Annotated in this window: 17 protein-coding genes and 3 tRNA genes; 6 read left to right on the top strand and 14 right to left on the bottom strand. The window is 69.7% G+C overall.

From position 1 onward, the window contains the following. Window positions 1-3 precede the first annotated feature (3 nt). The 5 genes from Voc01_RS04930 to Voc01_RS04910 form a co-directional block, all read right to left on the bottom strand. Window positions 4-270: a UBP-type zinc finger domain-containing protein gene (locus tag Voc01_RS04930; protein WP_203926052.1), complete on the bottom strand. Its 267-nt coding sequence runs from the start codon at window positions 268-270 to the stop codon at window positions 4-6. After that, window positions 267-1,847 carry a Na+/H+ antiporter gene (locus Voc01_RS04925; protein ID WP_203926051.1) on the bottom strand — a complete coding sequence of 527 codons (1,581 nt, stop codon included), beginning with the start codon at window positions 1,845-1,847 and terminating at the stop codon, window positions 267-269. The genes Voc01_RS04930 and Voc01_RS04925 overlap by 4 nt, the downstream gene beginning before the upstream one ends. 15 nt (window positions 1,848-1,862) lie before the next feature. Beyond that, window positions 1,863-2,111, bottom strand: a complete 249-nt coding sequence (locus tag Voc01_RS04920) for a hypothetical protein (protein ID WP_203926050.1) — start codon at window positions 2,109-2,111, stop codon at window positions 1,863-1,865. 70 nt (window positions 2,112-2,181) lie between these two features. Beyond that, window positions 2,182-2,733 carry a hypothetical protein gene (locus Voc01_RS53975; protein ID WP_275423691.1) on the bottom strand — a complete coding sequence of 184 codons (552 nt, stop codon included), beginning with the start codon at window positions 2,731-2,733 and terminating at the stop codon, window positions 2,182-2,184. 108 nt (window positions 2,734-2,841) lie between these two features. Next, on the bottom strand, window positions 2,842-4,212 hold the full coding sequence (locus tag Voc01_RS04910; protein ID WP_203926049.1) for an ABC transporter substrate-binding protein: 1,371 nt from the start codon (window positions 4,210-4,212) through the stop codon (window positions 2,842-2,844). Between the two features lie 143 nt (window positions 4,213-4,355). Here Voc01_RS04910 and Voc01_RS04905 point away from each other — a divergent pair, with 143 nt between their 5' ends. After that, window positions 4,356-4,781 (top strand): hotdog fold thioesterase, encoded by a 426-nt coding sequence (locus Voc01_RS04905; RefSeq protein WP_239159956.1) that lies wholly within the window; start codon window positions 4,356-4,358, stop codon window positions 4,779-4,781. A gap of 23 nt (window positions 4,782-4,804) precedes the next feature. Next, window positions 4,805-5,194 (top strand): hypothetical protein, encoded by a 390-nt coding sequence (locus tag Voc01_RS04900; RefSeq protein WP_203926048.1) that lies wholly within the window; start codon window positions 4,805-4,807, stop codon window positions 5,192-5,194. A gap of 6 nt (window positions 5,195-5,200) precedes the next feature. Here Voc01_RS04900 and Voc01_RS04895 read toward each other — a convergent pair whose 3' ends face one another. Further along, complete coding sequence (locus Voc01_RS04895) at window positions 5,201-5,575, bottom strand: response regulator (protein ID WP_203926047.1); 375 nt, start codon at window positions 5,573-5,575, stop codon at window positions 5,201-5,203. 198 nt (window positions 5,576-5,773) lie between these two features. On the opposite strand from Voc01_RS04895, the gene Voc01_RS04890 reads away from it, so the two are divergent. From Voc01_RS04890 to Voc01_RS04875, 4 genes are all read left to right on the top strand, one after another. After that, window positions 5,774-6,025, top strand: a complete 252-nt coding sequence (locus Voc01_RS04890; protein ID WP_203926046.1) for a hypothetical protein — start codon at window positions 5,774-5,776, stop codon at window positions 6,023-6,025. Window positions 6,026-6,183: 158 nt separating this feature from the next. Then, window positions 6,184-7,188, top strand: coding sequence for an ABC transporter substrate-binding protein (locus Voc01_RS04885; RefSeq protein ID WP_203926045.1), 1,005 nt, complete (start codon window positions 6,184-6,186; stop codon window positions 7,186-7,188). Then, window positions 7,185-8,000, top strand: a complete 816-nt coding sequence (locus Voc01_RS04880) for a class I SAM-dependent methyltransferase (RefSeq protein WP_203926044.1) — start codon at window positions 7,185-7,187, stop codon at window positions 7,998-8,000. The genes Voc01_RS04885 and Voc01_RS04880 overlap by 4 nt, the downstream gene beginning before the upstream one ends. Next, window positions 7,997-8,809 (top strand): ABC transporter permease, encoded by an 813-nt coding sequence (locus Voc01_RS04875; protein ID WP_239159955.1) that lies wholly within the window; start codon window positions 7,997-7,999, stop codon window positions 8,807-8,809. The genes Voc01_RS04880 and Voc01_RS04875 overlap by 4 nt, the downstream gene beginning before the upstream one ends. Before the next feature lie 224 nt (window positions 8,810-9,033). On the opposite strand, the gene Voc01_RS04870 is transcribed toward Voc01_RS04875, so the two are convergent. From Voc01_RS04870 to crtI, 8 genes are all read right to left on the bottom strand, one after another. Continuing rightward, a complete protein-coding gene (locus Voc01_RS04870) occupies window positions 9,034-9,591 on the bottom strand; it encodes a Uma2 family endonuclease (protein WP_203926043.1) in 558 nt (185 codons plus the stop codon). A 179-nt stretch (window positions 9,592-9,770) separates the two neighbouring features. Beyond that, a tRNA-Phe gene (locus Voc01_RS04865) sits at window positions 9,771-9,844 on the bottom strand. Between the two features lie 27 nt (window positions 9,845-9,871). Next, a tRNA-Asp gene (locus Voc01_RS04860) sits at window positions 9,872-9,945 on the bottom strand. A 23-nt stretch (window positions 9,946-9,968) separates the two neighbouring features. Continuing rightward, a tRNA-Glu gene (locus Voc01_RS04855) sits at window positions 9,969-10,041 on the bottom strand. Window positions 10,042-10,159: 118 nt separating this feature from the next. Further along, window positions 10,160-10,969, bottom strand: coding sequence for a polysaccharide deacetylase family protein (locus tag Voc01_RS04850; protein ID WP_203926042.1), 810 nt, complete (start codon window positions 10,967-10,969; stop codon window positions 10,160-10,162). Between the two features lie 120 nt (window positions 10,970-11,089). Continuing rightward, a complete protein-coding gene (locus Voc01_RS04845) occupies window positions 11,090-12,058 on the bottom strand; it encodes a MerR family transcriptional regulator (RefSeq protein WP_203926041.1) in 969 nt (322 codons plus the stop codon). Next, a complete protein-coding gene (idi, locus tag Voc01_RS04840; RefSeq protein WP_203926040.1) occupies window positions 12,048-12,611 on the bottom strand; it encodes an isopentenyl-diphosphate Delta-isomerase in 564 nt (187 codons plus the stop codon). The genes Voc01_RS04845 and idi overlap by 11 nt, the downstream gene beginning before the upstream one ends. Further along, window positions 12,604-14,085: a phytoene desaturase family protein gene (crtI, locus tag Voc01_RS04835; RefSeq protein WP_203926039.1), complete on the bottom strand. Its 1,482-nt coding sequence runs from the start codon at window positions 14,083-14,085 to the stop codon at window positions 12,604-12,606. Before crtI ends, idi begins: the two co-directional genes overlap by 8 nt. Window positions 14,086-14,185 lie beyond the last annotated feature (100 nt).

Raw genomic sequence — 14,185 nt, 5'->3', positions numbered from 1 at the left:
CCTTCAGCCGACGACCTCCTCGTCGACGAAGCACCAGCGCCACCGCTCGTTGGGCTCGATCGACCGCACCACCGGGTGCTTGATCTCCTTGTAGTGGGCGCTCGCGTGCCGTCCGGGTGACGAGTCGCAGCAGCCGACATGCCCGCACTCCAGGCACAGCCGCAGGTGCACCCAGTCGCGGTGGCCCAGCGCCACGCAGTCGACGCACTCGCGCACCTCCGGCACCGGCTTGGCGTCGAGCGGGGTCGCGGCGAGGTGTGCACAGGTCATGAGGTCTCCAGTTTGCGTTCGAGCATCGACTCTTCCAGGTCCATCTCGTGTTGGGCACGGCGCAGGACCTCTTCGGTGATGCGGCCCTCGTCGCGCGCCTTCCGGAATACTTCCCGTTCGGCGTCGATCATCTCCCGGCGCAGCCGGACGTAGGCCCGCGAGGGCGTCTCCGTGCCCGCGGCCCCCAGTCTCTCCCACGCGACGTTGTTCCGTTGCTGTGTGAGCTTCTCAAGCCGTTTGACGACGGTCTCCGGCGCGTCGCCGGCCTGCTCGTCGAGCCGGTCGCGGGCCGCCCGGCTCGCACGGTTCTGGATGGCGGCCTCGGCCAGCACGTCGGCCTGCGGGTCGTCGGGCTGGAGCTTGAGCCGGCGGACCAGCGGCTGCAGCGTCATGCCCTGCAGCAGCAGGGTGCCGACGATCGTGGCGAACGCGATGAACAGGAACAGGTCGCGCGGGTACTCGCGGCCGTCGGCAAGCGTGTCCGGGAGGGTCAGGGCGGCGCCGAGCGTCACCACGCCCCGCATGCCGGCCCAGGCCAGCACCGTGGGCACCTGGATGGGCGGCCTCGGGTCGCGTTCCCGGATGCGCGGCACCAGCCGGACCAGGTAGGTCACCGGGTAGAGCCACACGAAGCGGGCGATGATCACCGTGGCGAACACCGCGCCGGTGACCGCCGCCACCGTTCCGGTCGACGTCTCCAGACCGTCCATGATCTGGCGCAGCTGCAGCCCGACGAGGAGGAACACCAGGCCCTCGAGCATGAAGTTGACCAGCCGCCAGAACGCGCCCATCTGCAGGCGCGACGCCGCCGACATGAGCGTCGGCCACCGGTGGCCGAGGGCCAGCCCGGTGACGACCACCGCGACGACCCCCGACGCGTGGACCGTCTCGGCGGCGATCACCACCACGAACGGGGTGATCAGGGACAGCGCGTTGTCGATCAGCGGGTCGCTGGTCCGCTTGTGCAGGAACCCGAAGACCAGCGCGCCGAGGACGCCGAACAGGATGCCGCCGCCGGCCGCCAGGAGACTGTTCCACGCGATGTTCGCGGGTCCGACCGAGCCGCCCGCCGCCGCCAGGGCCGCGAGCCGCAGCAGCACCAGCGCGGTGGCGTCGTTGATCAGGCTCTCGCCCTCGAGGATGGTGACCATCCGCCGGGGCAGGCCGATCCGCCGCGCCACCGCGGTCGCGGAGACCGCGTCGGGCGGCGCCACCACCGCGCCGAGCGCGAGGCAGATCGAGAACGGGACACCCGGCAGCAGCGCGTGCGCCACGAAGCCGACCGAGAACGCGGTGAACAGCACGAGCCCGATCGCCAGGAGCAGGATCGGGCGCAAGTTGAACCGGAACGCCGGAACCGAGGTCTCCAGCGCCGCGACGTAGAGCAGCGGCGGGAGGACCCCGATGAGGACGAACTCGGATTCGAGATGGATTTCGGGGAACCCGGGGACCACCGAGAGCGCGAGCCCCGCGATCACCAGGACGATCGGAGTCAGCAGGCCGAACCGTTTGGCCGCGGCCGACACGGCCACCACGATGGCGACCAGGCCGACTATCTCCAGAAGATGATGCTCCACAGACCGGTCGGCGGATCAGAGGCCGGGCGGCGGGAGACCGCCGTCGCCGTCGACGATGGTTTCGGGCTTGCCGTCCTGGTCGATGTCGACCATGGTGACGTCGACCTTGCCGTCGCCGTCGGTGTCGAACTGGAACAGGTCGGGCTTGCCGTCGCCGTCGGTGTCGACCGCCCACATGTCCGGTTTCCCGTCGTGGTTGGTGTCGGCGACGATCAGGTCCACCCGTTCGTCACCGCGCGTTTCGACGGTCTCCTTCTCAGCCATGGCGAACAACGTATGCCGCGGAACCGGCCGTGACAATCGAGAGGGCGGGCACAGGCCCGCCCTCCCGTTCTCAGTTGTTGGCGTACGGGTTGGCGCTCGGGTCGACGTAGCGCTCCGTGTCGAGCACGCCGTCACCGTCGGTGTCGGTCACCACGACGTCCACGTCGCCGTCACCGTCGACGTCGATGGCGCGGAGGTCCTCGCGGCCGTCGAAGTCACGGTCGACGCTCACCTGGTCGACGCGGCCGTCGCCGTCGGTGTCGCGGGCGTCGACGTCGACGAGGCCGTCGTTGTTCCGGTCGAGCTGGACCTGGTCGACCCGGCCGTCGCCGTCGGTGTCGCGGTAGGCGGCGTCGGCGTAGCCGTCGTCGTTCGCGTCGACGATCACGGTGTCGAGGCGGCCGTCGCCGTCGGTGTCCTGGAAGGACCGGTCGATGTTGCCGTCGGAGTCGGCGTCGACCTCGACGGACTCGGCGTACCCGTCGCCGTCGGCGTCGGTGGTGTAGATCGTCTGACCGTCGGTGGTGGTGGCGACGACCGTGTTGCTGTAGTCGTCGGCCGGCTCGGTGTAGCCCGGCTCCTCGGTGGTGGGCTCCGTACCGGGGTCTTCGTACTCGCTCATGGCGTCCTCTCGCACTTCTTCGACTTGTGCAGCCTCAACTGATGCGATGAAGGTACGGCCTGCCGGACGGACAGCAGATCCCAGAAACGTGCCAGGTGGACCCGCCGTTCAGTCGTGGAACTTCATCCCCCGTGCCGACAGCGCCTTGATCATGTTTCCGGACTCCTCGAAGCCGATGACCAGCACGGAATCGGGTTTGAAGTCGACCGTCTCGGTGGCGAGCGCGGTGAACTGGTCCACCGAGTACTCCTTGCGGACCTCGTACTTGAGCGCCTTCAGCTCCTTCACGCCGGCCGCCTTCAACTGCTCGGCGACCTTGTCGCTGAGGCCGAGGCCGTAGCTGTCGTCGCGGGCGACGATCACGACCTTGCGGGCCCCGTACCGCATGATCACGTCGGTGAGCGCGGTCGACTGGAGCGTGTCGCGGGGTGAGGTGCGGAAGAACAGGTTGCCGTCGGGCTCGGTGGTGAGCGCGTCGGCGGTGGCCGACGGCGAGATCAGCACCCGCTGCGCCGCAATGATCTTGGGAAGGATCGCCTTGGTGATGCCTGACGCCGCCGCGCCCACGATCACCTGGACCCCGTCCGCGATGTGCTTGTCGACCTGGGCGGCGGCAACCTTCGGGTCGGTGCCGTCGTCGCCGTCGACGTAGACGACCTGCTGGCCGAGCACGCCGCCGGCCGCGTTGACCTCGTTGATCGCCAGCCGCATGCCGGCGAAGATCGGCGGACCGGCGGCCTTCAGGTCGCCGGACTTCGGCAGCAGCGCGCCGAAGCGCAGCGGCGTCGTGGTGCGGCCGTTGCCGCTGCGCGACGGCGGTGTGGGCTGCTCCTTGGCCTCGGTCTTCTCGTCGCCGGCCGCGACGAACTCGGTCTTGTCGTCGTCGACGAGGTTCGACCGGCCGAAGATCAGCGAGCCGTAGCTGGCCGACGACGGCTCGCCGCCATCGGTGAGCCCGCTGCGTCGCATGCTGACGCCCCGGAAGGCGATGTCGTCGCCGGCCCGGATGCCCGCGAGGCACGTCTGGATCGTGAGGCACGGCGCGACGCTCGCGTCCTTGGTGACCGTGACGGCCGTCATGTACTTCGCGATCTGCGGCGGGTCGACGCTGCGGGCCGTCTCCGCGGCGAGCGCGGCGATCACGACCGCGTCGTACGCCTCGGCCGCGTAGAGGAAGTCGTTCGTGAGGCTGGAGTCGACCGCGCGCAGCCGGTTCTTGAACTCCTCGGACAGCGGCGTGAGCGGAGACGTGCCCCGCATGCCGTTCAGCAGGCCGGCGTTGTCCTTGAAGGTCCCGCCGAACGTGCTGGTCATGTTGCCGTCGGTGCCGTAGAGCCGGACCGCATCGTCACCGTTGGTGGTGGTGTTCGGCTCCTCCTCGTTGCATCCCGTGGTGAGGAGCAGGGTGAGGACGGCGGCCGCGGCGAGGCACCTCCGTGACCAGCGGTTCGACTTGTGGTCGACCGGTCGATCGGACATTGATCGCTCCCTCGCGCGCCAGTGCTGACGGTGGGCCACGATAGCGGCTCACGTGGGTCAACCGTGAAGGAGCTTCCGGTTCCGGCGTTGCCTATCTCTCTGTGCACCGAAGGTCCGCAGGTCAGCGACCCTGGGTAGGGTGGGTGATCGTGACCGAGAGCGTTGTTACGGGTGCGTCCAGCGGCACGCTGCCCGACCTGATGGGGATCACGATCACCGAACTGACTCCCCAGCGCGTGGTCGGCACCATGCCGGTGAAGGGCAACACCCAGCCGTTCGGGCTGCTCCACGGCGGTGCCTCGTGCGTACTGGCCGAGTCCCTCGGCTCACTCGGTGCGAGTGCCCACGCGGCGGAACTGTTCGGCGGTGTCGCACTCGGCGTGGACATCAGTGCCACACATCACCGGTCGGCCCGGTCCGGGATCGTCACCGGGGTCGCCACCCCGCTCCACCTCGGCCGTTCGATCGCCAGCTACGAGATCGTGATCACCGACGAGAGCGGCGCACGCATCTGTACGGCCCGTCTGACCTGCACATTGCGCAAGATCGATATGCCGCCGCAGGCTTGACGCTCGGTCCTACTGTTCGGCGCGTGACCGATCCACTCGAAGTACAGGCTGACGCCGCACAGGTACTTCGATCGGCGTTCGCCGGCGATGGAGACGGGGTCGTCGGCGCGTTCGACGAGATGGTCCACCGCGGTGGGGTCGAGGCCGCCTGCGAGCTGGCCTGGGGACTGGCCGCGACCATGATCGGCGAGGGCCTGGCGAAGGGCCCGTGGCGCCTGGACTTCCCCGACATCGAGCAGGCCGCCTACGACGCGCGCTGGGTGGCCAGGTTCCTCAGCGCGTACGCCAACGCCGACCTGTCGACGGCGACGGCCCTGTTCCGCGCCGCACAGGTCGACGGCAAGCTCGAACAGTGCCTGCTCATGCTGGCCGGCTCGGCGGTCGCGACGATCCGCAAGCACGGCTGCGCATAGCTTTACCTAGCGGCGGGTGCTCGCCGCGTTCAGCTCACGTTCGACGGCATCGCGCAGCTGTGCCGGGGTGAACGGCTTGTGCAGGCTGGCGGTGGCCCCGTACTCGGTGACGTCGACGTAGGGCGAGGCCAGCGAGCCACTGGCGATGATCACCGGCAGGTGGGCGGTGCGGGGGTCGTCGCGCAGGATCCGGCAGGCGTCGAGCCCGCGCATGCGTGGCATCTCGACGTCGAGGATCACCAGGTCGAAGTCCAGGTCCTCGTCGAAGGCGGCGTCGAGGGCGGCCTGGCCGTCCGGCGCCAGCATCACCCGGTGACCCGCCCCCACCAGCACCCGCTCGATCAACCGCCGGATGTCCGGATCGTCATCCGCGGACAGCACTAATGCCACGACTACCCCCAATGACCTATTTGTCCGAATACTACCTCATGTTCGGATAAGCGGGCGCCAACTTGCCACCATTTCGGCCGGCGAAGTGGTCCGGAGTGACGACGCGCTGCCGATCCAGCGGGGCATGAGCGAGCGAATCATCAACTCAGTGCCTTGCGAATGCATCGCGGAGCGCAGCGGAGCGATCGCATGAGCCTGGGACTCTTCGGTGTGGTGCTGGTCGGCGTGCTGGTCGTGTTGAGCCTCGATCGTGGCAGTCGGCTGCGCACGGTCGTCACGGGGGTCGTGGGCCTGATGCTGGGCCTGGTGATCGCCGGCAGCGACGGCGTGCTGGTGGAGCCCGCCCACAACCTGGTCGACTCGGTCCGCGCCGGTCTCACCGCGGTCGCCGAGCAACTCGGCGGCACCGAGGCCCCGCCCAGGGCCGACGCCGCTCCCTGATCGCCCGCCGCTCCCTGATCGCCCGGCGCTCGCCTCCCGCCCGGCGCGGCAGCCGCTTTTCCGACATTTCTCACGCAGTCATAAATGTCGATTTATGAATTGATTGGCCCGTGGTGCGCTGGCAACGTGTGTCTCTGCCTCTGGGGGAGGGACACAGGATGAACGGGCGACTCGGAGGGCTGGCGGGTGCGCTGGCCATGCTGCTGGCCGTCACCACCGCCGGGTGCTCCGGTGGGGGCGACGACGGGGGCGGCACGGTCGACGAGGTCTCCTACATGACCGCGTTCGGCGCGGTCGGCCGTGACGCGATGGTCTGGGTGGCCAAGGAGAAGGGCTACTTCGCCGACGTCGGGATCGACGTCGACATCGTCCTCGGTAGCGGCACGGAGGCCTCGCTCAAGGCGGTCACCTCGGGGCAGGCCCAGTTCGCCCTGACCGACCTGACCGGCGCGATGATCAACATCGGCAACGGGAAGTTCGGCGACGTCAAGAGCATCGCGGCCATCCACCAGCAGACGCTCGTCGCGATCCTGTCGATCGAGGGCGGGGGAGTCTCCAAGCCCTCGGACCTCGTGGGCAAGAGGCTGGGCGCGGCCACCGCGTCGGTGAACCAGTTGCTCTTTCCCGCCTACGCGAAGCTGGCAGGCTTCAGCGACAAGTCCGTCACCATGCAGAACCTGGCGCCCACGGCGCTCGCCGCGGCGCTGAGCGCCAAGCAGGTCGACGCCGTGAGCACGTTCCTGATCGGCAAGCAGGGCATCGAGGCGGCCACGAAGCAGAAGATCAGCGTGATGCCCTACAGCGACTTCCTGCACGACCTGTTCGGCAACGCGCTGATCACGAGCGACGCGATCGTCTCCGGGAACCCCGACCTGGCCAAGCGGTTCCGGGACGCGTTGCTGAAAGGGCTCACGTACACGCTCGAGCACCCCGACGAGGCCGCCGACATCCTGATCAAGGACCAGCCGAAGGTCGCCAAGGTCGCGGCGGTCGGCGAGATCACCGCGATGACGCCGTACGTCAGGACTCCGTCGGGCGGCATCGGCACCCTCGACGAGGCCAAGGTCGGCCGGGCGATCGCGACCCTGCAGGGCGCGGGTCTCGTACCGGCCGGGCTGACCCCGGACAAGGTGGTCGCGTTCGACCTGGCTCCCGGGCCGTGACCGGCTCGACGCGGTCCCCGTCGCCGGCGTACTCGTTCGACAACGACGATCCCGAGGCCGCCGACCGGCACGGGTACCTGGCGACGGTGGCCGATCCGTTCACCGTCGCCCGGCTCTCCGGCCTGGGCGACCTGACCGGCCGACGGTGCCTCGAGCTCGGCGCCGGCGGCGGAAGCGTCGCCCGGTGGCTGGTCGACCGGGTCGGCCCCACCGGACACGTGCTGGCCACCGACCTGAACCCCCGGTACCTGCGTGACGGCGACGGCTACTCCGTGCTGCGCCACGACCTGGTGACCGACCCGGTTCCGGACGGGCCGTGGGACGTCATCCACGCCCGGATGGTGATGCTGCACCTACCGGAGCGGGACGCGATCCTTCCCCGGCTGGCGGCCGCGCTCGCGCCCGGCGGCGCGCTGGTTCTGGAGGACTGGGCGACCGGGATCGGCCAGGCGCTGGTGCTGAGCGCGCCGTCCGGGGCCGACCGTGAGCTGGTCGAGACCTACCACGACCACCTCATGACGCTCCTGCGCCGGAACGGCAACGATCCGCTCTGGGCGACCCGCATCCACGCGGAGATGCTGCGCGCCGGTCTCCGCGATGTGGACACCGCGGTCGATGCCCGGTCCTGGCCGGGCGGCACGGCGGGCGCGATGATCATCCGGGCGAACCTGGCCCAGCTGCGGGCGGGGTTCGTCGGGACCGGCTTCGGCGCTCACCTGATCGAGCGGTTGTGGGCGCTGGTCGCCGATCCGCGGCTCGTGATCCGCGGTCACCTCATGTTCTCGACCGTCGGCCGGCGGGCCGCGTCGTGACCGCGACCGGTCTCGTGGGCCTGGTCGGTTCGGGCGTCGCCCGGCTGCGCCCGTCGCGACTGACGAACGTCCTGCTGCCGTTGCTCGGCGCCGCGGTCGCGGTCGCCGTCTGGTGGGGCGCCACGATCGTCTTCGCCATCAGGCCCTTCTTCCTGCCGGCGCCGCCCGATGTCGTCGAGTCGTTTCTGCGGGAACCGGCGTACATGATGGAGCAGACGTGGGTCACGCTGTCCGAGGTGCTCGCCGGGTACTCGATCGCGGTGGTACTGGGCCTGACGGCGGCGACCCTCCTCGCCGCGGTGAAGCCGGTCGAGCGCGCGGTGATGCCGCTGTTCGTGGCACTCAACTCGATCCCGAAGGTGGCGTTGGCGCCGCTGCTGGTGGTGTGGCTCGGCTTCGGTGCCAAGCCGAAGATCATCCTGGTGGTGCTGATCTGCTTCTTCCCGATCGTGGTGGCGACGATGGCCGGTCTCGGCTCCACCCCGGTGGAGTTCGCCGAGCTGGGCAGGTCGTTGTCGGCGAACTGGTGGCAGATGTTCGTGAAGGTCCGGGTGCGGTGGGCGCTGCCCCAGGTGTTCGTGGGCCTGAAGGTGGCGATCACCCTGTCCGTCATCGGCGCGATCGTCGCGGAGATCTCCAACCCGGGTAGGGGGCTGGGCTCGGTGATCGTGATCTCCGGCTCGTCGCTCGACACCCCGTTGGCGTTCAGCTGCATCGTGCTGCTGGGGATGATGAGCGTGGTGCTCTACTACACGGTCTCCGCGGTGGAGCGGCTGCTCCTCCCGTGGGCCAGGGCGATCACCGACTGACGGGGATCGCCGACTGACGGGACAGCAAAGCGGCCACCCACGTTTCCGCTGGTGGCCGCTGCAAAGCCCGGCGAGAGCTTCGGTGGGCAGGGGCGGGGTCGAACCGCCGACCTTCCGCTTTCAGGTGGAGCGTACTCGTAGCGACCAAGCCGATGGCCCCCCGGGGGATATGCCTACCCGCTCGCCGCGGGCTGCCGCTGTCCGCGCCCGTTGCTACATGGCCATCAGAAACGCAGCAGCGATCGGGTGTCGAGATCGATCTGGAAGGGCTCGCTGGACGCCAGGCTTTCGCCGGTCTTGGCAACGCGATCCTCGATGTAATGCGAACCGTCCAAGCGGTTCAGGCGGAGGGTGAGACTGTCTGAGGAGTCCTGCTCGACCAGCAGGTACCACTCGATTCCGGCAGCGGCGTAGAGCTGCATTTTCACTACCCGGTCGGCGCCGGCGTTACCTGGTGAGACGATCTCTGCGACCAGAGCCACCCTGCCGGCGTCTACCACGACGAAGTCGTCGTCATGGTCAACTACAACCAGGTCGGGTATGACGAGCCGATCGGTGCGGAGCCGGACGTTCACGGCTTCGTAGACCACCAGCCCGGCTGCAGTTGCGGCCGCATCAAGATCGTTGGCCAACCGGCGGGAGAGGCGCTGGTGCCGCGAGTTCGGTGCCGGGCTCACCAGCAGGCTCCCATCGATCAGCTCGACGCGGTTTGGCGTTTCTCCCAGCGCCAGATAGTCCGCCTCAGTCCAAGGTCCGACATGGTCGATCGTGGCAACGCTCATGTCCGGCCTCCTTTCGAAGCGTCCGTCCAGTGTCGCACGGTGAGAGCGACCGGCAACGACCGTCCGCTGCCCGGCGACGGCCATTGCTAGACGGAAAAGGGGTGCTGGAGCCATTGGACAGCAAAGCGGCCACCCACGTTTCCGCTGGTGGCCGCTGCAAAGCCCGGCGAGAGCTTCGGTGGGCAGGGGCGGGGTCGAACCGCCGACCTTCCGCTTTTCAGGCGGACGCTCGTACCGACTGAGCTACCTGCCCAAGTAAAGCCGTTCTTCAAAAGAAGAGCGGTCCTGACGGGACTTGAACCCGCGACCTCCGCCTTGACAGGGCGGCGAGCACTCCAACTGCTCCACAGGACCTTGCTACCGCATACCTTACTGCGTACCCCCAACGGGATTCGAACCCGTGCTACCGCCTTGAAAGGGCGGCGTCCTGGGCCACTAGACGATGGGGGCCCCGTCGTGTCTCACACAGTCTTGCACATCGTGTGAGGTGACGACCGTGCCCTCACCCGGCCCCGCCGGAGGCCTGCAAAGCATACGGCACCCCCTCACCCCGCGCCAAACGGGTTACCTACAGCGCGGTGAGCTGGAAGTTCTTCTTCAGCTCCGGCAGAAGGATCTCGTACGCGGCGAGCGTTCCCGACCGGTCACCGCCGGCGTCGTGCGACAGGACGATCGAGCCGGCCTGGGTCTTGGCGCGCACGACCTCCAGGATGTGGTCGCGCATCGGGTTGCCGGCCGGGTACTTGGCGATGTTCCAGTCCATCGGGTCCACGTCCCAGCCGATCGAGGTCAGGCCCAGGTCGGAGGCGACCTTCACGGCGCGGGGGGTCCACATGCCGCCGGGGTGGCGGAAGAACTTCACCGACGAGCCCGGCGCGGCGGCCTGGATCGCGTCCTGGGTGCGCTTGATGTCGGCGCGGATGGCGTCCTCGCTGCGGGTGCCCAGCTTGGTGTCGTGCTTCCAGGTGTGGTTGCACAGCGTGTGCCCGTCGGCCACGATGTCGCGCACGAGCTGCGGGAACTGCTGGACCTGCACGCCCACGAGGCAGAACGTCGCCCTCACGTCGTGCTTCTTGAGCAGCGCCAGCATCTTCGGCGTCCAGTTCGGGTCGGGACCGTCGTCGAACGTGAGCGCCACACCGGAGGACTCCGTGGTGGCCTGCACGCCGGCGACGCCCGAGGCGTCCGAGCGCGCCGCGGCCAGTGCCGACACCGGCTCGCCGCCGCCGGTTCCGCCGGCCGGGGCCGAGGACGACGAGGCGGCAGGCGCCGCGTTCCACGTGGTGCGGGGCTCACCGGAGGAGCCGTTGCAACCCGCGAGGAACGCACCGGCGGCGGCGATGGCGACGACGATCGAGGCGATCCTGTAGCGGTTCATTGCGTACTCCGAAAAGGTGAGCCGTGGTGCGAGGTGGCTCAACTAAACGAGACGCGAGAGGTTCACGGTTCAAGCCGCGACAGCAGTGGCACAAAGCCGGGAGGTGCGCAAACGCGACAGTCAGACAGCCGCGCGCAGCAGTTCGACGGCCTCACGCAGCGTCCGCGGGGTCGCGACGCCGGGTGGCAGGGTCGCCAGGTCCCAGCCCGGCCCGGCGGCGGCCAGCAGCAGGGGACGCGTCCGGTCGCCGGACAAAGCGGTCAGCTGCTCCGGGTCGGCGGTGCGTCGGTGGTGCGACCACAGCAGCACGGCCGCCGGCCCGGTACGCCGCACCGCGGCCCGCAGCGCCGGCAGCGGCACCCGCGCGCCGAGCAGCCGGCACAGGACGTTCGCCTGGGCCAGGGCCGCCGACAGCGCCTCCAGCGGCAGGCTGTGCTGCTCCTCGTCGGTGCACGCCAGCAGCACCCGGCCGCGGCCGTTGCCATGGGGACGGGCCACCGCGCCGAGCACGTCGGAGATCAACCCCGACACCAGGTGCTCGACCTCGATCAGGCCGCCGGTGCGGGCGTGCCGTTCGCCGATCGCGGCGAGCACCGGCCGCAGCACCGAGTCCCAGGCGCCGACCACGCCGAGGTGCCGCACCGCGTCGGCCGCGATCTGCCGTACCGACTCGGCGTCGAGCCGCATCGCCGCCCGTCCGAGGCCGCGGGCGGCCGGCGATGCGGGTCCAAGGGGAAGGTTGTGGCCGCCACCGTCGCGGGTGCCGTCACGGGCGCCGTCGAGCGCGGGGTGGCCGTTTCCGTTGCGGCTCGTCACCGCGTGGCCGTTGGCGTGGGAACGCGTGGTCAGCGCCGTCGCGATGTTGCGGGTCCGGACCCACCGGGCGGCTTCGCCGGAGGGGACCCCGTCAGCGGTCAGCCGCTGCATGAGCTCGAGCCGTGCCACGTCTTCGGCGGTGTACCTGCGGTGCTTGCCCGGCTCGTGCGAGCTGGGTCCGAGGTCGTACCGCTGGTGCCACGTGCGCAACGTGGTGACGGCGACGCCCAGTCGCCGCGCCACGGCGCCGGCGGTCAGTCCTTCATCGTTCACGGGATCTCTCCGCTGGTCTTTCCGCAGAGAGCCAGACACCGACCACACCGGCGAGCCACGGCACGTACTCCGGCGACGCCGAGTCGAGACCGGCGCGCAGCTCGTCGACGTCGATCCAGCGCACCTCGCTGACCTCGGTCGGATCTGGCTGAATCGACGCGTCGGCGGGTGCCCGGCCGACGAGGACGTGGTCGTACTCGTGCTCGACCCGTCCGGTTTCGGGGTCGTCGGCCCGGTACCGGTGGACGCCCACGGGCGTCAGCGGCACCGACCGCAGCCCCAGCTCCTCGGCCAGCCGGCGCTCGGCCGAGGAGCACAGGTCCTCGCCCGGGGCCGGGTGTCCGCAGCAGGCGTTGCCCCAGCGACCCGCGAACCGCGTCTTCACCGCGGCCCGCCGCTGCAGCAGGAACCGTCCGCCGCCGTCGACGATCAGCACCGAGAACGCCCGGTGCAGCTGACCCGCACCGGCGTGGGCGGCCGTGACCGTCGCCGACCCGGTGGCCGTGCCCGCCTCGTCGACGAGCTCGACGAGGTGTGCCTCGCGGTCAGTCATCGACAGCTCCCGTGATTCTCTGTGCCGCCAGGCGGCCCGAGATGATGACCATGGGTACACCGACCCCAGGCGTCGTTCCCGAGCCCACGAAGACCGCATTGGACAGTCCAGGGTGGAGGTTCGAGGGCCGGAACGGTCCGGTCTGGAACAACGAGTGCGCGGCCGCGAACGGGGTGCCGGCGGCCATTCCCTGGTCGGCCCAGTCGGCCGGCGTGACCATGTGGCTCACCTCGATGCCGTCGCCGAAACCGACGTAGCCGCGCCGCTCCAGCGTCTCGACGAGCTCGTCCCGGTAACGCTCCGCCAGGCCGCCACGCCAGTCGAAGTCGGCGACGGCGAGGTTCGGCACCGGTGCGAGCACGTAGTACGTCTGCTTCCCCGGCGGCGCCACCGACGGGTCGGTGCGGCTCGGGTTGGTCACCAGGATCGACGGGTCGCTCATCAGCTCGCCGCGGTTGATGACCTCGTCGAAGGTGCCGCGCCACGACCGTCCAAAGTGGATGTTGTGGTGCGCGATGCGGCTGTACGCCTGCCGGGAACCGACGTGCAGCACCACGCACGACGGCGAGTACCGCAGCCGCGGCGGCTTCGCGTCGAGCAGGCTCTCGTAGGCGACCGGAAGGTCGGGGTTGAGCACCACGGTGTCGGCGGCGATGCGCTCGCCACCGGAGGTGAGGACCCCGGTGGCCCGGCCGTTGCGCGTCTCGACGCGCGACACCGTGGTGCCGTATCGGAACACGACGCCGTGCTTCTCGGCCGCGCCGGCCAGCCCCCGCGCGACGGCGTGGATGCCGCCCTTCGGGAAGAAGACGCCCGCCACCGAGTCGAGGTAGGCGATGACGGCGTAGAGGGCGAGGGCGTCGTGTGGTGCCAGCCCCGCGTACATGGCCTGGAACGAGAAGATCCGGCGCGTGCGCGGGTCCCGGAAAAAGCTGTTGATCTTCGGCTGCAGCCGGCCGAACCCGCCCGCGGCGAGCAGCCGCAGCAGGTTCGCGGTGACCAGGTCGCGCGGGGAGTCGAGGTTGCGGTCGATGAAGTCGGCGCGTTCGAGCTGCCACAGCCGGCGGGCCCACTCCACGAAGCGCAGGTAACCGTCGGCCTCGCGCTGGTCGCAGACCCGGGCGATCTCCGCCGCCATGCGATCCGGGTCGGCGATCACGTTGAGAGTTGATCCGTCGGGGTAGTGCGCGAGGTACGCCGGATCGACGCGTTCGAGCTCGAGCCAGTCGTCGAGGCTCTCGCCGACCGCTGCGAGGGTCTCGGCGAGAAGGTCGGGCATGGTGAGGACGGTGGGGCCGGTGTCGAACTCGAACCCGGCGAGTCCGAGCCTTCCGGCCCGTCCACCGGGGTGTGCCTCGCGCTCGACCACGGTGACCTCGCGACCGGCTCCGGCCAGCCGCAACGCACACGCGAGCCCGCCGAGACCGGCTCCGACGATCACCACGCGGCCGGTCGGGCCGCTCACCGTTCGCACTTGTGTGTCCGTCCGCATCTGGACCCGCTCTCCCGACCGAATGAAGTTTCGACGGCTCGGCTGGTCCCTCGGTCGAGCGTAACGTAGATTGGCGGATGCG

The organism is Virgisporangium ochraceum (assembly GCF_016863655.1).
Classification (GTDB): domain Bacteria; phylum Actinomycetota; class Actinomycetes; order Mycobacteriales; family Micromonosporaceae; genus Virgisporangium; species Virgisporangium ochraceum.
The sequence above is the reverse complement of the archived record's forward strand: the minus strand, read 5'-3'. Positions and strand labels throughout refer to the sequence as shown.